Annotated in this window: 18 protein-coding genes; 12 read left to right on the forward strand and 6 right to left on the reverse strand. The window is 66.7% G+C overall.

All coding sequences use genetic code 11. The features are described 5' to 3' along the window. Window positions 1-560 precede the first annotated feature (560 nt). On the forward strand, window positions 561-1,136 hold the full coding sequence (gene dcd, locus ACIBK3_RS26925; RefSeq protein ID WP_399369549.1) for a dCTP deaminase: 576 nt from the start codon (window positions 561-563) through the stop codon (window positions 1,134-1,136). A gap of 19 nt (window positions 1,137-1,155) precedes the next feature. Then, the gene (locus ACIBK3_RS26930) at window positions 1,156-1,665 is read left to right on the forward strand and encodes a phosphoribosyltransferase (protein WP_399369551.1); all 510 of its coding nucleotides are present in this window, start codon (window positions 1,156-1,158) and stop codon (window positions 1,663-1,665) included. A gap of 239 nt (window positions 1,666-1,904) precedes the next feature. On the opposite strand, the gene ACIBK3_RS26935 is transcribed toward ACIBK3_RS26930, so the two are convergent. From ACIBK3_RS26935 to ACIBK3_RS26945, 3 genes are all read right to left on the reverse strand, one after another. After that, window positions 1,905-2,105, reverse strand: coding sequence for an SCO3870 family protein (locus ACIBK3_RS26935; RefSeq protein WP_399369552.1), 201 nt, complete (start codon window positions 2,103-2,105; stop codon window positions 1,905-1,907). Window positions 2,106-2,368: 263 nt separating this feature from the next. After that, window positions 2,369-3,394: a Yip1 family protein gene (locus ACIBK3_RS26940; protein ID WP_399369554.1), complete on the reverse strand. Its 1,026-nt coding sequence runs from the start codon at window positions 3,392-3,394 to the stop codon at window positions 2,369-2,371. 220 nt (window positions 3,395-3,614) lie between these two features. Then, on the reverse strand, window positions 3,615-5,891 hold the full coding sequence (locus ACIBK3_RS26945; RefSeq protein WP_399369556.1) for a (Fe-S)-binding protein: 2,277 nt from the start codon (window positions 5,889-5,891) through the stop codon (window positions 3,615-3,617). Between the two features lie 241 nt (window positions 5,892-6,132). Between ACIBK3_RS26945 and ACIBK3_RS26950 the strand changes: the two genes are divergently transcribed. From ACIBK3_RS26950 to ACIBK3_RS26965, 4 genes are all read left to right on the forward strand, one after another. After that, entirely contained in the window at window positions 6,133-7,269 is a 1,137-nt protein-coding gene (locus ACIBK3_RS26950) for an MraY family glycosyltransferase (RefSeq protein WP_399369558.1), read from the forward strand. 166 nt (window positions 7,270-7,435) lie between these two features. Then, entirely contained in the window at window positions 7,436-8,248 is an 813-nt protein-coding gene (locus ACIBK3_RS26955; protein ID WP_399369560.1) for a class I SAM-dependent methyltransferase, read from the forward strand. A gap of 57 nt (window positions 8,249-8,305) precedes the next feature. Continuing rightward, window positions 8,306-9,268, forward strand: coding sequence for an aspartyl/asparaginyl beta-hydroxylase domain-containing protein (locus ACIBK3_RS26960; RefSeq protein WP_399369561.1), 963 nt, complete (start codon window positions 8,306-8,308; stop codon window positions 9,266-9,268). Between the two features lie 3 nt (window positions 9,269-9,271). Further along, window positions 9,272-10,033 (forward strand): TylF/MycF/NovP-related O-methyltransferase, encoded by a 762-nt coding sequence (locus ACIBK3_RS26965; protein ID WP_399369563.1) that lies wholly within the window; start codon window positions 9,272-9,274, stop codon window positions 10,031-10,033. Between the two features lie 133 nt (window positions 10,034-10,166). Here ACIBK3_RS26965 and ACIBK3_RS26970 read toward each other — a convergent pair whose 3' ends face one another. The 3 genes from ACIBK3_RS26970 to ACIBK3_RS26980 all read right to left on the reverse strand — a co-directional run bounded on the left by ACIBK3_RS26970 (window position 10,167) and on the right by ACIBK3_RS26980 (window position 13,602). Then, window positions 10,167-10,988 (reverse strand): FkbM family methyltransferase, encoded by an 822-nt coding sequence (locus ACIBK3_RS26970; RefSeq protein WP_399369565.1) that lies wholly within the window; start codon window positions 10,986-10,988, stop codon window positions 10,167-10,169. Between the two features lie 128 nt (window positions 10,989-11,116). Further along, on the reverse strand, window positions 11,117-12,178 hold the full coding sequence (locus tag ACIBK3_RS26975) for a polysaccharide pyruvyl transferase family protein (protein WP_399369567.1): 1,062 nt from the start codon (window positions 12,176-12,178) through the stop codon (window positions 11,117-11,119). A 26-nt stretch (window positions 12,179-12,204) separates the two neighbouring features. Then, entirely contained in the window at window positions 12,205-13,602 is a 1,398-nt protein-coding gene (locus tag ACIBK3_RS26980; RefSeq protein ID WP_399369569.1) for a lipopolysaccharide biosynthesis protein, read from the reverse strand. 300 nt (window positions 13,603-13,902) lie between these two features. On the opposite strand from ACIBK3_RS26980, the gene ACIBK3_RS26985 reads away from it, so the two are divergent. From ACIBK3_RS26985 to ACIBK3_RS27010, 6 genes are all read left to right on the forward strand, one after another. Then, window positions 13,903-15,180 (forward strand): O-antigen ligase family protein, encoded by a 1,278-nt coding sequence (locus tag ACIBK3_RS26985; protein ID WP_399369571.1) that lies wholly within the window; start codon window positions 13,903-13,905, stop codon window positions 15,178-15,180. 36 nt (window positions 15,181-15,216) lie between these two features. Then, complete coding sequence (locus ACIBK3_RS26990) at window positions 15,217-16,212, forward strand: NAD-dependent epimerase/dehydratase family protein (RefSeq protein ID WP_399369572.1); 996 nt, start codon at window positions 15,217-15,219, stop codon at window positions 16,210-16,212. Between the two features lie 74 nt (window positions 16,213-16,286). Then, window positions 16,287-16,994 (forward strand): WecB/TagA/CpsF family glycosyltransferase, encoded by a 708-nt coding sequence (locus ACIBK3_RS26995; protein WP_399369574.1) that lies wholly within the window; start codon window positions 16,287-16,289, stop codon window positions 16,992-16,994. Then, window positions 16,904-18,259, forward strand: coding sequence for a glycosyltransferase family 4 protein (locus tag ACIBK3_RS27000; protein WP_399369576.1), 1,356 nt, complete (start codon window positions 16,904-16,906; stop codon window positions 18,257-18,259). Before ACIBK3_RS26995 ends, ACIBK3_RS27000 begins: the two co-directional genes overlap by 91 nt. Then, window positions 18,186-19,073, forward strand: a complete 888-nt coding sequence (locus ACIBK3_RS27005) for a glycosyltransferase (RefSeq protein ID WP_399369577.1) — start codon at window positions 18,186-18,188, stop codon at window positions 19,071-19,073. Before ACIBK3_RS27000 ends, ACIBK3_RS27005 begins: the two co-directional genes overlap by 74 nt. 38 nt (window positions 19,074-19,111) lie before the next feature. After that, window positions 19,112-20,179 (forward strand): hypothetical protein, encoded by a 1,068-nt coding sequence (locus ACIBK3_RS27010; RefSeq protein ID WP_399369579.1) that lies wholly within the window; start codon window positions 19,112-19,114, stop codon window positions 20,177-20,179. Window positions 20,180-20,185: the final 6 nt, after the last annotated feature.

Here is a 20,185-nt window from a genome sequence, read left to right on the forward strand (position 1 = left end):
GAACGCACGGTCACTTTACCTCATGCCAGGCCCCCGGTGCTGAAGCCGTGGGGCCTGAGTGCGTTTCAGGGATGGGATGAGGCTGCGGGGCCCGGGAGTTGGGGCGTACGGTGGAGGGGTGGGAGAGGGTCCGGGCCGGACTGGGGTGCCGCCTGGAAGACCGTTCCATCCATCCCGTAATGTGGCTTTTGTCGTCAGGCAAGCAGTAGCCGGACGCGCCTCTTGGGGAAGGGACTCTGGGACTTGATGGAGCGCACCGTCGTCCGATGTGCCGATGGGCACGTGTTCAGTACCGCTACGTTCCCGATGCAGCAGGCCGAGCGGCTCGGCCCCGGTCGGCTCCTCAGGTGTCCACGGTGTGCCCGGCTCCGCAGTGTGGTGCCGGTCGCCCTGGAGAAGCGCTAGCACTGACGTGCTAGCGCTGAGCGCTGAGGTGCCGGTACTGAAGCAGTGGTACGGAGCGGTGGCACCGAAGCGGTGGTACCGCTGACAGCAGGAGCGTCCAGGCGCGCGGGCCGTCCGATTGTGGTCGGTCCGCGCGCCTTGCGTATCCTCGGGACGTGCTTCTCTCAGACAAGGACATCCGGGCCGAGATCGACGCCGGACGGGTACGGATCGATCCCTACGACGAATCCATGGTGCAGCCGTCCAGCGTCGATGTGCGGCTTGACCGGTACTTCCGGGTGTTCGAGAACCACCGGTACCCCCACATCGACCCCTCCGTCGAGCAGGCCGATCTGACGCGGCTCGTGGAGCCGGAGGGGGACGAGCCGTTCATCCTCCACCCCGGGGAGTTCGTCCTCGCCTCCACCTACGAGGTCATCACCCTCCCCGACGATCTCGCCTCGCGGCTCGAAGGGAAGAGCTCCCTCGGGCGGCTCGGGCTCGTCACCCACTCCACCGCCGGGTTCATCGACCCCGGCTTCTCCGGGCACGTCACCCTGGAGCTGTCCAACCTCGCCACGCTTCCCATCAAGCTCTGGCCCGGCATGAAGATCGGCCAGCTGTGCATGTTCCGGCTGAGCTCGCCCGCCGAGTTCCCGTACGGGAGCGAGCGGTACGGGTCGCGGTACCAGGGGCAGCGGGGGCCCACCGCCTCCCGGTCCTTCCTCAACTTCCATCGGACCCAGGTCTGACGGGCCGGACGGCGGAGATATGAGCGACATACGGGAGAACCTGAGCTACGAGGCGTTCGGCACCGCCGTCCGCGAGCTCGCGCAGACCATCGCCGACGACGGGTACGAGCCGGACATCGTGCTCACCATCGCCCGAGGCGGGGTGTTCGTCGCCGGCGGGCTCGCCTACGCCCTCGACTGCAAGAACATCCACCTCGTCAACGTCGAGTTCTACACGGGCGTCGGAACCACCCTCGAGATGCCCGTCATGCTCGCGCCGGTGCCCAACGTCATCGACTTCTCCGAGAAGAAGATCCTGATCACCGACGACGTCGCCGACACCGGCAAGACACTCAAGCTGGTGCGCGACTTCTGCCTCGACACCGTCGCCGAGGTCCGCAGCGCCGTGATCTACGAGAAGTCGCAGTCGCTGGTGAAGTGCGAGTACGTGTGGAAGCGCACGGACCAGTGGATCAACTTCCCGTGGAGTGTCCTGCCTCCAGTACGTAGGTCGGGCGAACCGATCATTCCGTCGAAGGAAGCACTCTGACCTGTTGCTCCGCAAAGATCCCCGGACCGTGTGGACCGGGGATCTTCGTTTCCCGCAGGATTTGAAGCTGCGGCCTCATCCCTATCAGTCGATCAGATAACTCCACCATCGAGGCTGAACCCGCGCTATGTCCCGCCTCTACGTACGCCGGGCTTCGCCATTGATCGCCGCTGTTCGCGCTTGTTGGTGTCAGGCGTTGATGTCAGAGCAGAGGGATACCACAAACTCGCCGACGTACTTCAGTCAGCGTGCGGCCGACCGTCACGGACCCATGTCACCACTGTCAGCACCGAGGTGACGTACATCAGGACGCTGAACGTGGCTACCGATTCGACGTACTGCTCGTAGCCGTCTGCGCGAAGCTGGAGCGCGAGGGAACCAAGTGCAGTCCCAAGCGCTGCGGTAGCGCCGGCCATGGCGACGAACGGGCCCTTCTTCATTGCTACTTCCCCCAAGCCAAGAGATGACTGATTGCAACCGAGACTACATGCATCGTTATTTCAACGGTGCAGCCGAAGTCTTGCCCCACCCGCCCCTCACCGCAGCTCCCAGCCCGTCCGCCGTCGACCCACACACTGGGGCAGGTTCTGGACGCCTGAGGGCGTTCTCGGCAGGCATGGATGACGGTGGGCTCCCGGTCGTGACCGGGAGCCCACCGTCGTCGTACGGCATGCCTACGGCATCTCGCGTACGGCCCGCGTTCCTAGAACGTCCCCAGCTTCACGATCGAGAGCAGGGCGATCAGCTGGATGGCCGAGGCGCCGAGCGCCTTCGGCCACGGCAGATCGTGGGACTTGGAGACCATCAGGGTCAGGAGGGCGCCGGCCACGAGCCAGGTGGCCCAGCCGAGGATCTGCACGAAGGGGGCGTCGCCGCCGAGGAACATCGCGACGACGAGGCGGGGTGCGTCCGTGAGCGACATGATCAGCATCGAGAGACCGACCGTCGGCTGCCAGGCGCCGTCGCCGCCGAGCTGGCGGGCCAGGGTGTGGGTGACCACGCCCAGGACGAAGGAGGACAGCACCATCGCGACCGCCGTGACCAGGACGATGGGGACCGCGTTCGAGAGTGTCGCGTTGATCGCGTCCTGGCGGGCGCCGTCGAAGCCGAAGACCGCGAGCAGGCCGTAGAGGAAGGTCACGATGAGGGCCGGGCCCCACATCGTGTAGTCCCGCATCTGCAGGAACGTCTGGTTGGGGGCGAGGAAGATGCCCCTCAGCAGGTCCTTCCAGTGCAGGCGGGGACCGATCGGGCCGGCCGGGGCCGAGCCCGCGCGGTAGGTGCCGCCCTGGCTGTACGGGTCCTCGTCGATCGAGAACGCCTGGGTGTGACCCGGGCGGTCGGCCGCGTACGGGTCCGGGCCGCCCTGGGGGGTGTACGCCGGGTCGTCGCCGAAGTACTCCGGTTCACCCTGGCCGCCGTAACCCCCGGGTCCGCCGTAACCGCCCTGGCCGCCGTTCGTCTGCGGCCACGGGCTGCCACCGCCGCCGCTGCCGCCGTACGGCTGCTGTTGCGGGTGGGGCTGCGGCGCCGGCGGGTAGCCGTACGACTGTCCCTGCGGCGCCTGCTGTCCGTACGGGGTTTGTTGCGGTCGCGCTTGGGGGGTCCGGTTGTCCCGGCCGCCGCGTCCGATCCTGAATCCAGCCACGCCTTCGAACGTACCTGGTCCACGTGAATGACGGGCCGGGCCTGGGGGATCGGTCCCGGCTTTGCTGCCGAGCTGTGACATCCCCTAAGGGGAGGGAGGGGCTGCGCTCAGTTAGGGCTCAGGGGGGTGCCGTAGGGGGCACATCCGCTGGCGGCGGTCCAGCGCGACTGACGCACCTCGGCCCGCCTCGGCCCGCCTCGGTCCGGATCGCGACGGGCGTGAGGGGCGTCGGTTCGGGTACGACGCCGCCCCCATGCCCGAGCAGGACATGAGGGCGGCGTCGTAGCAGCCGTAGCCAGGACTACTTCACCGGCTGCGGCTCCGGCTCACTCTCCGCGTCCGCCGCACCCGCCGGGGGCTCGTCGTCCACCGGCGTCCTGACGGACTCCAGCAGCAGCTGGGCGACGTCGACGACCTGGATGGACTCCTTGGCCTTGCCGTCGTTCTTCTTGCCGTTGACCGAGTCGGTGAGCATGACCAGGCAGAACGGGCAGGCGGTGGAGACGATGTCGGGGTTGAGGGACAGGGCTTCGTCGACGCGCTCGTTGTTGATGCGCTTGCCGATCCGCTCTTCCATCCACATGCGCGCGCCGCCGGCTCCGCAGCAGAAGCCGCGTTCCTTGTGGCGGTGCATCTCCTCGTTGCGCAGTCCGGGGACGCCCGCGATGATCTCGCGCGGGGGTGTGTAGATCTTGTTGTGGCGGCCCAGGTAGCAGGGGTCGTGGTAGGTGATGATGCCCTCGACCGGGGTCACCGGGACCAGCTTGCCCTCGTCGACGAGGTGCTGGAGCAGCTGGGTGTGGTGGATGACCTCGTAGTCGCCGCCGAGCTGCGGGTACTCGTTGCCGATCGTGTTGAGGCAGTGCGGGCAGGTGGCGACGATCTTCTTCGCCGACTTCGGCTTCTTGGTCGACTCGTCCTCGTCGTCCTCGCCGAAGGCCATGTTGAGCGCGGCCACGTTCTCCATGCCGAGCTCCTGGAACAGGGGCTCGTTGCCGAGGCGGCGGGCCGAGTCACCCGTGCACTTCTCGTCGCCGCCCATGATCGCGAACTTGACGCCCGCGATGTGCAGGAGTTCCGCGAACGCCTTGGTGGTCTTCTTGGCGCGGTCCTCCAGGGCGCCGGCGCAGCCGACCCAGTACAGGTACTCGACCTCGGACAGGTCCTCGATGTCGCGGCCGACGACCGGGATCTCGAAGTCGACTTCCTTCGTCCACTCCAGGCGCTGCTTCTTGGCCAGGCCCCAGGGGTTGCCCTTCTTCTCCAGGTTCTTGAGCATCGTGCCCGCCTCGGACGGGAACGCGGACTCGATCATCACCTGGTAGCGGCGCATGTCGACGATGTGGTCGACGTGCTCGATGTCCACCGGGCACTGCTCGACGCAGGCGCCGCAGGTGGTGCAGGACCACAGGACGTCCGGGTCGATGACGCCGTTCTCCTCGGCGGTGCCGATCAGCGGGCGCTCAGCCTCCGCGAGAGCGGAAGCGGGCACACCGGCGAGCTGCTCCTCGGACGCTTTCTCCTCGCCCTCCATCGTCTTGCCGCCGCCGGCCAGCAGGTACGGCGCCTTGGCGTGCGCGTGGTCGCGCAGGGACATGATCAGCAGCTTGGGGGAGAGCGGCTTGCCGGTGTTCCAGGCCGGGCACTGGGACTGGCAGCGACCGCACTCGGTGCAGGTGGAGAAGTCCAGCAGGCCCTTCCAGGAGAACTGCTCGACCTGGGAGACGCCGAAGACGTCGTCGTCGCCGGGGTCGGTGAAGTCGATCGGCTTGCCGCCGGACGTCATCGGCTGCAGGGCACCCAGCGCCGTACCGCCGTCGCTCTCGCGCTTGAACCAGATGTTCGGGAACGCCAGGAAGCGGTGCCAGGCCACACCCATGTTGGTGTTCAGGGACACCGTGATCATCCAGATCATGGTGGTGCCCAGCTTGACCATGGCGGCCAGGTAGACCAGGTTCTGCAGCACGCCCAGGCTCAGCCCCTTGAAGGCCAGGACCAGGGGATACGAGGCGAAGTACGCGGCCTCGTAGTGGTCCACGTGGTGCAGGGCGCCCTCGAGGCCGCGCAGCACGTAGATCGCCAGGCCGATGGTGAGGATGACGTACTCGACGAAGTACGCCTGGCCCATCTTGGAGCCCGCGAACCGCGACTTGCGGCCCGGCCGCGAGGGGAGGTTCAGCAGGCGGATGACCATCAGCGTGGCGATGCCGAGAGTGGTCATCGCGGCGATGAACTCGATGTACAGCTCGTACGGCAGGAAGCCGCCGATCACCGGGAGTGTCCAGTCGGCCTGGAAGAGCTGGCCGTAGGCGGTGATGATGGTCGGCGGCAGCGTCAGGAAGCCGATCGCCACGAACCAGTGGGCGATGCCCACGATGCCCCACCGGTTCATCCGGGTGTGACCGAGGAACTCCTTCACCAGCGTCACACTGCGCTGGTAGGGGTTGTCGGTCCGGGCACCGGCGGGCAGGGGCTGGCCGAGCTTGAAGTGCCGGACGAACTGGCCGATCGCGCGTGCGAGCAGCGCGACGCCGACCACGGTCAGAACCAGCGACACGATGATCGCGGCGAGTTGCATTTCGGGGCTCCTCGGGCCTGCGAGGGGTTTCGTCGGGGGTCACTCCCCGAAGGGGTTCCCCGAGATTACTAAGCGGTAACTTATGCGGTCCTCTGAGACTACCCGCATCCTGTGCCGCACTGTAGTCAGAGGTGCGGTGATCTGTGCTACTGAGGCAGACCTCAGTGGCCGTACGGCGACGGCGCGCCGAATCGCTCGTGTTATTCACGGCAAATCATTACATCCGGCTTAATTTGGACCCGTGCTCTACGGGATCCTCGCCGCCCTCGCCGCCCTGCTCCTCGCCGCCGCGCTCGCCGCCCTGCTCCGGGTTCCGGCCCGGCGCCTCGGGGTGGTCGACCGGCGGCGGCAGCGGGTCGTGCCGCTGTGCGGGGGTGTGGCCGTCGTTCTCGCCACCTGTCTGGTCGTGGCTACCGGGGAGTGGACCGGGGCCGCGCCGCTCGGGGACGGGATCCAGGAACTGCTGGTGGCCGGGGCCGCCGTCGCCGCGCTCGGACTGGTCGCCGACGTGCGGCGGGTCAAGGCGCGGTTCCTCGTCGGCGGTACGGCCGTGGCGGCTGCCTGTGTGGTGCCGTACGGCGAACTCGGGCCGGGCGGGGGGATGTTGGCCGTGGGGTGGATCGTCTTCGTCGCCCTGGGGTTCCGCGCGCTCGACCACGCGGACGCGCTGGCCGGGACCGTGGGTGTGGTGACCGCCTTCGGGGTGGGCGTGGTGGCGGCGGCCGAGCTGATGGACGGGCCGGCCGTGCTGCTGAGCGTGCTGGCCGCGGCGCTGACCGGGTTCCTGATGCACAACTGGCCTCCCGCACGCGTGGGGATGGGTTCCTGCGGCTCCCTGTTCACCGGGTTCCTGCTCGCCGCGGTGGCCGTGCTCACCCGCACCGGGTACGGGCTGGCCTCCAGCGCGGAGGTGATGTTCGCGCTGACGGCGGTCGCCGCGGCGGACGTACTCCTCGTACTGCTGTCACGGCGGCTGGCGGGACGGCCCCTCCTGCGGGGCGGCCCGGACCACCTCGCCCACCGGCTGCGGCGACTCGGCCTCACCCCCCTGGGCGCGACCGTTCTGATCGCCACCGCCGCCTCCTGCGCGGTGTCCGTCGGCGTGCTCGTGCACATCGGCTGGGGCACACGGACGGGAACGCTGTGGGTGGCCGGCGTGACGCTGGCGGTCGTGCTGGGGCTGCTCAGGGTTCCGGTGTACGGGTTGCGGCGCCCGACGGGCGTGCACGTGGTCGGGCGGCAGGGCGGGGTGCCCGGCACCCGGCTGTCCGGCACCCGGCGTACTGCCGCAGGTCTGGCGACCGGGCGTACCGCCGCCGGCTTGCCGACCCGGCGTCCGGGTGGCCCGGCGGCAGGCTGGCCTCCCGTCCAGCCGTAGCTGCCCGTCATGTCGGGGAATGCCGACATCGAAGGCGTGAAGCGTTCAGGGGGAATCGGCGGGCGGCCGATCGGTGGGCGCCCGATCGGTGGGCTGTCCGCGTGAATCTGCCGGGCCGGCCCGCCGGAGTCGCAGGCGCGGCCACAAAAAGCGATACATTCAGACCATGAATTCGGCTGTGGCGAAGCCCACCATGGGGGAACTCCAAGAAAAGGCTCATGATATCGGTCACGACTACGCCAAAGGATCTCCCCACATTCGGCACTACAGTATTCGCCAACGGGTTGTGGGTGAAATTCACCGGGTGCTGGGGGAAATTCTTGACCGGAACGGGCGTTGCCGTGTTCTGGAGCTGGGGGCGGGTCACGGAACTTTCACAGATCACTTGGTGGCAACGGGCGCGGAGGTCGAGGTGACAGAAATGAGCGCACCCAGCGCCGATGCCCTCAGACGTCGCTTCCGCCACAATCCACAGGTCACCGTGACAGAGGATCACGAAGGAACAGCAGTTTTCGACGGTTCCACGCTCGACGCCGTCGTGGCGATTTCTGTTCTCCATCACATTCCCGACTACCTGGGCACCGTCGAGCGCCTCGTCGACCGCATCGCACCCGGCGGCGCATTTCTGACCTTTCAGGATCCGCTCTGGTATCCCCGGAGGTCGAAGATCTCGATGAGTATCGACCGAAACGCCTACTTGCTCTGGAGAGTCGGGCAAGGAGGGCTCCGGAGCGGTGCCGCAACTCGGATCCGCCGTAGGCGCGGAATCTACGACGAATCGAAAGCAGCCGACATGGTCGAGTACCACGTCGTGCGCCAGGGCGTCGACGAAGAGGCACTGCGCAGGCTGTTTGCGGACAGGTTCCACAGGACGAACATGCATCGCTACTGGTCCACACAGTCGGGCCTCTTGCAGGCTTTCGGAGAGCGCCTGGCACCCCCGACCACATTCGGCTGCGTCGCCGAGTTGCGTCGCTGAGCTGCCCTGCCGAGTTGCTCGCTGAGGGGATTCCGTACCCTTGAGGAGGTTCAGTCAATGTCGATCGTGAGCGCCGGAGAGCGGCGCCGAACCAGTGTGCCGGACGATATGGCCCCCATTCTGGACGCAAACTTCCATCGCGGCGGGCTCAAGTGCCGACGGCTGTTCCGGGTGAACCCCGATTTCTTCTCCTCCGTGGTCGAGGACGCTCAGCGTCTGGTGGAGCAGCACCTGCCGTCCCGCGTAGCCGAAGAGCGTCACATCACCAACTGGACACGCCCATTCGGAAATGCCGTCCAATATTCCCTGCTCAATCGCAGCGGGAAATTTGACGACTTTTCGAGTGATCACTTCTTCACCCGGGAGGGGAAGCGTTTCCACTACGCCCAAGGGTTTCCGAACCTGGCGCGATTCATCGAGGCGTTTCCATATGCCTACAACATGCGGCTGAACGGCTTGGGGGCAAAATCTGGGCTGTCGCTCCACGAGGAGCATGTAGTGTTCCCGACCGGCGACGGCCGGATCCAGATCCGTGGCCGCTTCCACCTTCCCCTGGTCACCAGCCGACGTGCTGAGATGGCTCTCGACGGAGACATCCACCACTTCGAGGCGGGATCCGTCTTCTTCTTCAACAACGGATGCATCCATTCGGCGATGAATCATGGCCAGGACTTCCGTTACCACCTCATCTGGGACGTCGCTTTCACCAAAGAGGCCTACGACGGCATGTTCGGTCACGTTCCGGTACCCGGACACTCCGACCTGCTGGAGCCTGTTGCCGAGGCAGAGGCCGACGTCGAACTCGTACGACGCATGGCTGTCGGAACGTATGCGCCGAGCGGTCGTGGACTACAGCTCTACGAACTCCTGAGGCTGAAGAATCTGGGGGTGAAGGCCCATGCGTGGCAGAACGTCTACAACCGGGCCGCGTACCGCAGGGCGAAGCGCAAGCCGATCGCATGGTGGCAGGACACCCGCCCTGCCTCCCTTCTCGACTACGGACACGACGCCAAGGACTGAGCCATGAGCAACGCATCTGTAATGTCGGCGGCGGAAACCGGGGCCACGGCGGAGTGGGCGCCGTTGCGGCGCAAGTGCAACCTCCCGTCCCGCGACCTCGTCCTCGAGTTGGCTGTACGTCTGTCGCTTCCGGTCCGCGGAGACGTGGTCGAGTTCGGCGTGTACCAGGGGGACTCGACTCGCACCATCCGGCGGGTTCTCGACCAGTACACCCCGAGGATCCTCAATCCGTTCGTCCCGCGGAAGAGGGTCTATGCCTGTGACTCGTTCGAGGGATTGACGGACAAGTACGAGCGGCTCGGCGTCGGCCACTTCGCCTGCAAGCCGCCCAGGATTCCCGGAGTCGAGATCGTCAAGGGCTACTTCGAGGACTCGCTCACCGAAGAGCTCGCACGCAGAGTACGTTGCGTGTCGTTCGCGCATCTCGATGCCGATCTCTACGGGTCGACGCTGTGTGCGTTGAATTGGCTCACACCGTTGCTCCGGACGGGCAGCGTTCTCCTCTTCGACGAGTTCGTAGGGGAGGACTTCTCGGAACAGCGCGCCTTCGAGGACTGGTTGAAGCAGAGCGGAGTGCGGACGGTGCTCGTCGGGGAGTTCCTGCGTTCGCCCAGCGGTGAAGGAGACAGGATTGACAAGCGGATGCTTTACCAGGTGATCCGCGATGAAGACCTGTCGCTGGACCGCATCAGGCACTTCAACGAGCTCCGGCCCAGTCATCTCACCAACCGGGTCGTCAGGAAGCTTCGCAGACTGAGCGCCTGACAGTACGCGCGATGAGCCGCCGCGTCTCCCGGCCACGCAAAACGCCCCCAGGCGATCCGATCGCCTGGGGGACAGTCATGCACAGGGCAGGGCAGGGCAGGGCACGGCACGGAAGGGGACGGGGCCGGCAGAGCTACGTCAGCCTCTCGGCGTCCACGCGTGAGAAGACCAGGTCGCTGTTGTCCGTGACCGGGGCACGCCAGCGCAACGGCACTACGGGGCTGCGCACGGCCCGTGGATAGGTGTGGGGCCCGTAGTCGTTGGCGAGCCGGTAGAGATGGAAACCGTGGTGCAGCAGCGGGTCGATGATCTCGTCGACGTGCCGCCCCTGCTCACGCAGCCGATCCGGGCACACCTCGATCACCAGTTCCGCATCGGGCCGGAGCCGTCCGAGCACCGGCCTGAGCCCCTCGACCACGGAGGCCTCGGCGCCTTCGACGTCGATTTTGATGATCCGCGCGTCGCCCAGTTCGTCGTCGGTCAGAATCGCCGGCAGGGGCTCGGCGGTCATCTCGAAGTGCGACTCGGGCGATCGCGCCGGGCGGACGATGCTTGTCGCCCCGAGATTCGTGGCCTGCTCGAGATAGAAGGTCAGCTTTTGCGTGGTGTGGGAGACGGCGCTGTTCACGCTGCGGACATTGCGGCACTCGTTGGCGCGCAGATTCTCCATGAGCCTCATATGGAACTCGGTGGACGCCTCAATGGCGACCACTCGCCCCGAGTCCCCGACCTTACGGGAAGCAAGCACGGAGAAGTAGCCGATGTTGGCGCCCACGTCGACGAAGGTGTCCCCCGGCCGTAGCCTTCCCTGAATCCAGTGGGTGAGATGTGGCTCCCAGATTCCGAAGAGATAGAGATACCGCTGGATCATGTCATGGGTGTTGACGTTGAAAACGGCACCGAATCGGGACTCGGCGGTTGCGGACACCGGGCGGTTGCGGAAGTCCCTGCTCAACGTCCGTACCATCGCGTCGCTCAGCCACTGCGTCGTTGAATGCCGCGCGCAGACGGATTCCGGTGAATTCCGCACGTGACTGTACAGGTAGCTGCGGAGTCGAGAGGGAAGGAGAGGAATAGGAGGAATCACTGACGTCTCACCAGTTCCTGTGTGTCGATGCGGTGCTCCTGCCACTGACGCAAGAGGTCCACAGCACTCTTGAATTTCTCTTGCAGCGTGCACACTTCCCGCGACACCGCCTCGGCGTGCAGGGGGTCGGTCGCTTTCTCCATCCCCTCGAGGATCTGGTCGACGGTCGCTTCTGGCCGGAGAGTCGGCAAGTGCCCGGTCGTGCTCAACCAGAAGTCGTCGCACTTGGTCGCATAGGCCAGCGGGAGGGGCGGCACGCCGCAGGCCGCGGCGGCCACCACACCATGCAACCGCTCCGAGACCAGCAGCGAGCACTCGGCGATGGCACGCATCGTCGCCGGCACGTTTCCGTCGTACGCGATGACAGGTGCCTCCAGCCGGGAAGCCAGTGCGCGGGCCACCGGTGCGTCGCTGTCACAGAGTTGCAGCACCCGGACGGCCTGGTCCGGGTGCCGAGCCCGGTACGCGGTGACGGCCTGCGCGACCGTCGGAATGTCGAACCGGCTGGTGGGAGACGCTCCGAGGCACACCCCGAGTGCGGTGCGGGGCACGGGGGCCGGCCTCCACGGGGCGTAGACCGGATACAAGAGGGCCGGGTCACCGATGACGTCGGTCTTCCGCCAGTGCCGCGCGCACTCTTCCTGAGTGATCGGTCCCCGGACACCCAAGAGGGCGACATCGCGCATGCCGCGCCACGCCGCCCAATCGGCGGCCTGCAGGCTCAGGGCGAACCGGTCGTGTGAGGCCGCGGCACCCGCCCCGGCGATCACCAGGGCCTGGGACCCGAAACACGCCATGGCGAGGCGGGTGCGCCTGGCCCAGTCCGCGAAGCCGATCGTCGTACCGCCGCCCAGCAGCAGGACGTTCTCCGTCCGGGGCCGCCGCGCCCAGTGCGCCGCGAACCGGGGGGCCGCCGCAATGAAGCCCCGTCGTCCGGCGGGAACGGCGACGACGAGCGGATCCGCGAGGGCCGCCTGCCATGTCCGGTGCATCAGGTCGTCGCCGAAGTTGTCGAAACCCTGCCACCCCAGGTAGATGATCTGGCGCTGTTTGCGCACGGTGGTACCCCTTCCCAGCGGACGGTTCATCCGGAACCCGCGTGGCCATTGGTCGCTGTGGGCGCGCACACGGGAAGAACCCCTGTGGCGGGTTTCTGCGCTGTCTGCGGCCTCATGCACCGGTGTGCGTACACGAGGGACGGGACGAAGACCACGAGGGTCTGTGTGATCACCGTCGCCCAGAGTGGTCCGGCGAGGCCGAAACGTGAGACCGCGGCGATGGACACCGCGATGTTCAGTACGGCCATGGCGGCTCCGAGCCAGAGCTGGGGGCGTACCACCCCGACCCCTCGGAGGAAGACGGTCACCGTACTGGACGTGCACATGACGACGGAGAGGCAGGCCAGAGCGGTGAGGAAGCCGGCGGACGGAGTAACGGCCTCGGTGCCCAACCACATGTGCAGCAGCGTGGGGAGGGCTATGGCCAGCGCACCGGAGATCAGGGTCGAGGCAACCGCCGTCGTCACGAGCGACCTGACGTAGGCCGCCCGCAGCCACGCCTGATCACCGCGCGCCCACGCCTCCCGATAGGCAGCCCACAAGGGGGTGAGGAACATCGACAACAAGGCGTGGACGAGAACGAACGCCTTGAACGGCAGGGCGTATTCCGGGACACGGGCAACGCCCAGATAGTGCCCGACGATGAAGGTGTCCGTCTGGAACGCAACGATCCCGATGCCGCCCAGCAGCAGCAACTGCAGTCCCTCGGTGCCCAGACGTCCCGCGGCGCGCCGGTCGGCATCCCCGAGCCGGGGACGCGGGAGGTGAGTGGGACGCGCCAACAACAAGAAGGTCAGGGCCAGGTCCGCGAGGACGGAGGTCACGATGTAGACAGCGAGGAACCATTCGATACCGTGCGTGAACGCTGCCATCCCCCAAAGCCCCAGCGTCTGCACCACCGCCGCCATGGAGGCGTACAGCGCCACCACGTGTCCATGCTGGAAGGCGAGATAAACGCGGCGGGCAACCATGAGCGGCAGGCTCACCGCCACGCCGACGGCTACCGCGAACATCAGAACGCGTACGCGTGCCGCCGGAATGGAGCCCCCCATCCCCAACAGCTGGTCCCAGTCGAGGGCGAAGACCACGGCGCCCCCGCACACGAGCACCAGCACCGCCGTGGCGGCCAGCGCCACCAGCGAGGTGGCAACCACCCGGCGCAGAGCCCCGGCGTCCCCCCTGCCACGCGCCTCCGAGGCCAACGTCATCACCGCTGAGCCGAGACCGAAATCCAAGGCACCCCGTACGGCCAGGGAAGCGGTCGTCAGGTTCAGCCAAAGTCCGAACTCCGCCGTATCGACGTGGTGGGCGATGACGGGAACACTGATCAGACCGGCGACCAGAGAAACACCCTGCGCGGCCGACGTGGCCAGGCCACTGGTCAGAATTCCCCGCCAACGCCCCGACTGCCATGCGACGGACAACCACTTCACCTCCTGAGGCAGGGCATGCGGAAGACGTTATCAACGTGGAACATCATTCGGTGTGACGCATCGGAGGGAAATGTCTGCCGATTCAGTCAGGGATCCTGGGAGACCCCGGAACCCGGTCCTTCAATATGGTGATCCATCTCGACACGCTCTTCGGCGTTGGATGATGACAGCGTCCTCCCGGCACGCACAATGTACGCCATGAATCAAGGGCAAACGGAGTCGGCAACCCGGTGGCTCCCCGGAAGTCTGGCCGTCGGTACTCTCATGGCCGGAGGTCGGTGGATTTCGCATGTGCCCGTCGGGCCCGCTTACATCGGCGATCTCCTGTTGGCCGCCGCGGTGCTGCACGGGATCATCTCCGCACTGACGAGGAGGGCGAGGGATCGAACCTACGGCCCAGGAGTTCTGCTGGCGCTGGTCGTCCTTCTCGCCTCCTTCCGGTTGCTCTGTACGAACGCAGACATGAGGACAGCAGCCCGTGACGCCGCTCCGTTCATTTACGGCTGTGCCGCGTATTTGTCCTCGGGCGCGTACCAACGGGACGGTGAAGCAACCAGGAAGCGCGCGGTCCGGATCCTCTACGGTGCTCTCCTCGTCCACCTGGCGTGGGTGGGCGCGGTATTGCTGGCAGGGGACGCCTTCCCGGCCATGCCCCAACTCGACGGCGAGACAAGGGTCTTCGACCTGCGGCCCGATTTCGACGCCGCGATGCTGAGTGTCCTCATCGGAATGTCGATCCTGCGGGTGCGGACAGGAAAGGTGAGACTGAACGTGGTGGTGGCCGGGGTGGCGTTCTTCCTGGTCTTTTCGATGCATTCCCGAGCCGGGCTCCTGGCGTGTTTCACGTGCGTCATTGCGGCTTTCGTGCTCAGACCGATGGCGGCTGCTCGCAGGCCGGTACGCAGCGTGCTGTTGGGCTGTGCCGTCGTCCTCGGGGTGCTGCTCCTGCTCCCCAGCAGTTCCGCGGGTCAGCGCTTCGTGGCGACGACGGGCGGTGTGACGACGTCCCAGGAGGTGGCCCTCAGCGCCGAGGGAACCACAAGGGCACGCCTCATCTCGTGGCGCAGAGTGCTCGGTTACACACTCGACGATCCCCGCCGGACGTTGGTCGGAGTCGGCTTCGGAACGGACTTCCTGCGCTTGTCCGATGCCGATCTGCCCCTCGGGAGAGGGATCGGGGTGCGCTCTCCGCACAACTACTTGTTGACCTGTTTCGCGCGCCTGGGCTTGGTGGGGCTTTCGTTGATCACGATCCTGCTGGGCAGCATCCTCGGGGCGGTGGCCCGGTCCCTGCGATCCCGTGAGGCGGATGAACTGACGTCTGTCTGTGTCCTTCTGGTGGTCTCTCTTCTCGTCGTGGCATTGCTGGGAGTGGTGCTGGAGTCGCCCTTCGGGGCGGCGCCTTTCTTCTGGGCGAGTGGTGTCCTGCTCGGCAGAGACAGATTTCTTCGAGCGCGGCACCGGCGAACCCGTCAGCGGCCTGCGGCACTCATCCATGAGGGTGAGATCACGGCGAGCCGTGGCCCACGTGTCTCGAATGCAAAGCCGTTGCGAGAATGTATGCGCTGACTGAGACAGTTGGCGAGCGGCAGGGAGACACAAGTCGTGGCTGAGAACGTGGTCGTGGTAACCGGGGCCGGAGGTTTCATCGGTGGGCACCTTGTGAAGCGTCTACTTGCCGAAGGAAAGGCAGTTCGGGCAGTCGATCGCAAGCCGTTTCATGAGTGGTATCAGCTCCACGCGGATGCCGAGAACATCGTCGGCGACCTGTCGCTCATCGACTGCTGTCAACGAGTGATGGACGGCGGGGCGGAAGAGGTCTATCATCTCGCAGCCGATATGGGGGGCATGGGCTTCATCGAGAACAACAAGACGGCCTGCATGCTTTCGGTGCTGTCCAGCACGCACATGCTACTCGCCGCCCGTGCGGCGGGAGTCGGGCGCTACTTCTATTCCTCGTCTGCATGTGTGTACGCCGCGGACAAGCAGACGGAAACCGATGTGAGTCCTCTGCGTGAGGAGGACGCGTACCCGGCCATGCCCGAGGACGGCTACGGCTGGGAAAAGCTCTTCAGCGAGCGGATGGCGCGCCATTTCAGAGAGGATCACGGACTGGCGACCCGAGTAGCCCGGTACCACAACGTGTACGGCCCGTACGGAACCTGGACGGGCGGACGCGAGAAAGCGCCGGCGGCCGCTTGCCGAAAGGTCGCTCTCGCTGTTCTCTCCGGCAGCCAGGAAATCGAGATCTGGGGCGACGGCGAACAGACCCGCAGCTTCACCTACATCGACGACTGCGTCGAGGGTACCGTGCGCCTGACACGCAGCGAACACGCCGAGCCGATCAATGTCGGCTCGGGCGCGCTCGTCTCCATCAACCAGCTCTACTCGATCGTCCAGCAGATCGCCGGGGTCAAGCTGAGGCATCGCCACGTTCCAGGCGCCCTGGGAGTGCGCGGCCGCAACAGTGACAACACCCGCATCCGCAAGGAACTCGGCTGGGAGCCGACGCACTCGTTGCTCGACGGGCTGGAGGCCACCTACCGCTGGATCTACGACCAGGCCAAGGCGCAGCTGGAAGGCAGAGCTCACCAGTGCTGACGCGAGAACCAGGCTCGTTGGAGAGAGTCGATGTGCTGGGCGTGGGCATCAGTGCGGTCGATCGGGATTCCGCCGTGCGAGAGATCGAGCGGTGGATCGACACCGGTGAGCGCGCCTACGTGTGTGTCACGGGTGTGCACGGGGTCATGGAGGCTCAGCGCGACCCCGCTCTGCGCCGTATCCACAATGCTTCGGGACTGACCGTGCCCGACGGTATGCCGATGGTCTGGGCCGGGCACAGGGCGGGCGCCCCATGGATGCGACAGGTCCGGGGAGCCGACTTGATGGTGTCGGTACTCGAGCGGGCCGCGCAGCGCGGCTGGTCCTCGTATCTGTACGGCGGTGCCGAAGGTGTCCCCGAGATGCTCGCCCGGCAACTGTCACGCCGCATCGACGGGCTCGACATCGCGGGCTGCTACTCCCCTCCGTTCCGGCCGCTCACGCCGGAGGAGGAAGAGAGCGTCGTGCGCCGGATCAACGACAGTGAGGCGGACCTCGTCTGGGTCGGTCTGTCCACACCGAAACAGGAGCGCTGGATGGCCCAGCATCGAGCCAGGCTGAAGGCATCAGCGCTGATCGGAGTGGGTGCCGCCTTCGACTTCCACGCGGGTCTCAAACCGGAGGCGCCGGGCTGGATGCAGCGTCACGGTCTCGAGTGGTCGTACCGCCTGCTGAAAGAGCCTCGTCGGCTGTGGCGACGCTATCTCCGCAACAACCCGGCCTACCTGGCCCGTATCGCGTTGAGGCCACCGCGACTGGTGGACGGGTCCGGTCTGTCATGAAGGTCGCCGTCGTTCACAGCTTCTACGCGTCGGGGCAACCCAGTGGCGAGAACGAGGCTGTGCTTGACCAGGTGAGGGCGCTTCGCCGGGCCGGCCACGAGGTTCGGTTGTTCGCCGCCCACACTGACGAACTGGTCCAGGCCCCGCTGTACGCACCGCGGGCCGCCGCACGGGTGGCGACCGGCCGTGGCCGTCATCCCCTGGCCGGGCTCAGGGCCTACGACCCGGACATCGTGCACGTACACAACCTCTTTCCCAACTTCGGGCGGGTCTGGCTGCGTGGGTGGGACGGTCCTCTCGTCGCGACCATGCACAACTACCGGCCGATGTGCGCAGCGGCGACCCTGTACCGCGAGGGGCAGGTCTGCACCCGCTGCCTCGACGGCGAACGCTGGGCGAGTCTTCGGCACGGCTGCTACCGGAGTTCGCGCACCGCGACGCTGCCGCTCGCCTGGGCGGGGCGACGGGGTGCGGCTTCGGATCCGTTGCTGGCGCGTGCGGACCGGCTCGTGGTCCTGTCCTCCCTGGCCGAGCGGACCTACCGGCGTGCCGGTGTGCCCGCGGAATGCCTGAGGCTGGTCCCGAACTTCGTCGGTGACCCCTCGGTCGACGAGGCGGCACCCGGTGACAACGGTCGCTGGCTGGCGGTGGCCCGGCTCACGGCTGAGAAGGGCATCCTGGAACTGCTGCGCCGCTGGCCGGCTGAAGAGCCCCTCGACATCGTGGGCGACGGTGAGCTGATGGCCGAGTGCCGGGCCGCCGCACCCCCGTCGGTCAGGTTCCTTCGCAGCCTCGACCGCAGCGAACTGCGCCGACGACTGCCGTCCTGGCGAGGTCTCGTCTTCTCCAGCCGCGTCTTCGAGGGCGCGGTACCGCTCGTCTACATCGAGTCCCTGGCGGCGGGCCTGCCTGTCATCGCGTTCGAGGGGTCGTCAGCCGCCGAGTCGGTGAAAGAACTGGGTACCGGCCTGGTGATGACGTGGCAGGAACCCCTCGCGCCGGTGCTGCGGGAGGGGAGCGTCACTTTCCCGGGCCTACGGGAGCGCTGCCGTCAGTCGTACGCCGATCACTTCACCGAGCAGGGCTGGTCGCGGCGTATGAACGCCCTGTACGCGGAACTTGTTTCGGAGACGTCGCATGCACAGGATTCTGATCGCCCTGCCGACTCTGGGACGCCGGCCGCTGGGCCCGTTGCTGACGGAACTGGTACGTCAAACCGCCGAAGTGCGTTCCTCGGGGTTCACGGCCGAGGTGCTGCTTCTTGACAACTCTGCCGACGGGCACTCCGGCGTAAGGAACTGCGCGGCGCGGCACGGAGTCCGTTACCGCCGCGTGCCGCGTCGTGGCTTCGCCCAGGTGCGCAACGCGGCGCTGAACGCCGCTGCCGACCAGGATGCCCTGATCTTCATCGACGACGACGAGATTCCCGCGGTCGGTTGGTTGCGAGCTTTGCTGGAGGGCGCGAACACCCACCGTGCCGACGTGGTGTGGGGGCCGGTTCGCGCCGTGGTGTCGGCGGACGCTCCTCGCTGGCTCGCCGGAGGCAGGACCCTGCGCCCGGAATGGACCCAGCCCGACGGGCCGTTGATCGGTGTCGCCGCGTCGAACAACACACTGTTGCGCATGGCCATGGTCCGCAAGACCGGTCTGTCCTTCGAGGAGGCGTTCGACAGATGCGGTGGCGAGGACACCGTGTTTTTCTCGAAGTTGGCCGCGTGTGGTGCCCGCATGGTCTGGATCGGCGCGGCCGCCGTGTCGGAGATGCAGGATGCCGACCGGTTGACGCTGCGCGGGCTGGTAGCACGCTGGTGCCGTCACGGTGCCGCTTCCGCAGCCACAGAGCGAACGCTGCGAGGCGGATGGGGACCGCGACTCACCGCGCGGCGCATGGCGAGGGTGCCGCGTGGGGTGGCGCGGATCGTGGGGAGCGGGGTACTGCGTGACCCGGCACGGGCCGCTGCGGGAATCGAGGACCTGGCCTTCGCCTGCGGGTGGGCCGTCGCAGCGGCCCGGATGCTGCTGAGCACCGTGCCTCACAGGGGATTCTTCGGCCGTCGGACCTGCGACGGCGTCAAGTAACTCGGCAATGCCCAGGACGCTCGATGAGATGAGGCAGGATGACGGTTTCCGCGACGGGCCGTGTGACGGTGGCGATGGCCTTCGTCCGGATGGCGCGTGCTGAGAGCACCCAGTGTCGCGGTCGGCTGGGTGAGGAGCCGGCTCTGGCGTATTTCCGCTGTATGGCGTCGGCCTATGGTTCCGTTCGCCGCTGGAATCCGGAGGTGGAGCTGGTCCTTGTCACGACGGAGCCGTTGCCGGAGCCGTACGCGGGGCAACTGGCCCGTATCGGCGTGGAGATCGTGCTGGCACCGTTCTCGCACCGCCCGCCGGAGGGATTCGGCAAGGGGTGGGTCAGTTCGCTCTATCACCTGGACGCGATGGAGGCACTGCACGGACGAGGGGGGACCCAAGTCTTCATCGAACCGGACATCCTCTGCGTACGTCCACTGCACGACATGCTCCTCGCCGTCGGCGACCGGGTCGGGGCTCAGTTCGAACCGGAACTGATGCGCCCGCAAGCGAAGGAGTGGGACTGGTATTGGGATCTGTGCGACGAGATCCACGTGGAGCTCGGTGAGAGGTGCGGCAGGCATCAGCCGTACAGCGGATCCTTCTATGTAATTCCGGAGCAGCACGGCGGTGTGTTGCTGGAACGCCTTGAGCGGGCCTGGCGATGGAGCCTGGAACGGCATCGACACGGCAAGCTGGGGCTCTCCACGGACGAGCAGTTCATGAACTACGCGCTGCGTGGGGTGCCGGTGTCGGAGATGAGCAGTCACACTCGCGTCATTCCGACCACGCCTTGGCGGCGCTATCTGACCGACCGTGCCACCATCCTGGACCTGACCTGGTGGAACCTCACCCATGAGAAGGACTTGGGCTTTCAGCGTATGTACGGGGCCGCGGTCGACCCCGGTTCCTGGTTCTGGACGGCGCCGGAGGACGAATTCCGTGAGCGGGCCGGTGCGATGATGTCGGCGCTCGGGCCGGTCACCCCTCAGCGCGCTGTCCTGAACGCCGCGTGCGGCTTCGTTGAGAGACTCACCTCCGATCGCATGCGCCACCGCCTGAAGCCGCTGTACGCGCGGTCGGTCCAGTTGTACTCATCGCTCCGGTATCCCTGACCGGCG

Source organism: Streptomyces sp. NPDC050287 (assembly GCF_044459385.1).
Lineage (GTDB): Bacteria > Actinomycetota > Actinomycetes > Streptomycetales > Streptomycetaceae > Streptomyces.

Bases quoted from the DNA above. Each gene is read 5' to 3' on its own strand.
- ACIBK3_RS26930 (WP_399369551.1), top strand. From the start codon at position 1,156: ATGAGCGACATACGGGAGAACCTGAGCTACGAGGCGTTCGGCACCGCC.
- ACIBK3_RS26935 (WP_399369552.1), bottom strand. From the start codon at position 2,105: ATGAAGAAGGGCCCGTTCGTCGCCATGGCCGGCGCTACCGCAGCGCTT.
- ACIBK3_RS26940 (WP_399369554.1), bottom strand. From the start codon at position 3,394: ATGTCACAGCTCGGCAGCAAAGCCGGGACCGATCCCCCAGGCCCGGCC.
- ACIBK3_RS26945 (WP_399369556.1), bottom strand. From the start codon at position 5,891: ATGCAACTCGCCGCGATCATCGTGTCGCTGGTTCTGACCGTGGTCGGC.
- ACIBK3_RS26955 (WP_399369560.1), top strand. From the start codon at position 7,436: ATGAATTCGGCTGTGGCGAAGCCCACCATGGGGGAACTCCAAGAAAAG.
- ACIBK3_RS26960 (WP_399369561.1), top strand. From the start codon at position 8,306: ATGTCGATCGTGAGCGCCGGAGAGCGGCGCCGAACCAGTGTGCCGGAC.
- ACIBK3_RS26965 (WP_399369563.1), top strand. From the start codon at position 9,272: ATGAGCAACGCATCTGTAATGTCGGCGGCGGAAACCGGGGCCACGGCG.
- ACIBK3_RS27010 (WP_399369579.1), top strand. From the start codon at position 19,112: ATGACGGTTTCCGCGACGGGCCGTGTGACGGTGGCGATGGCCTTCGTC.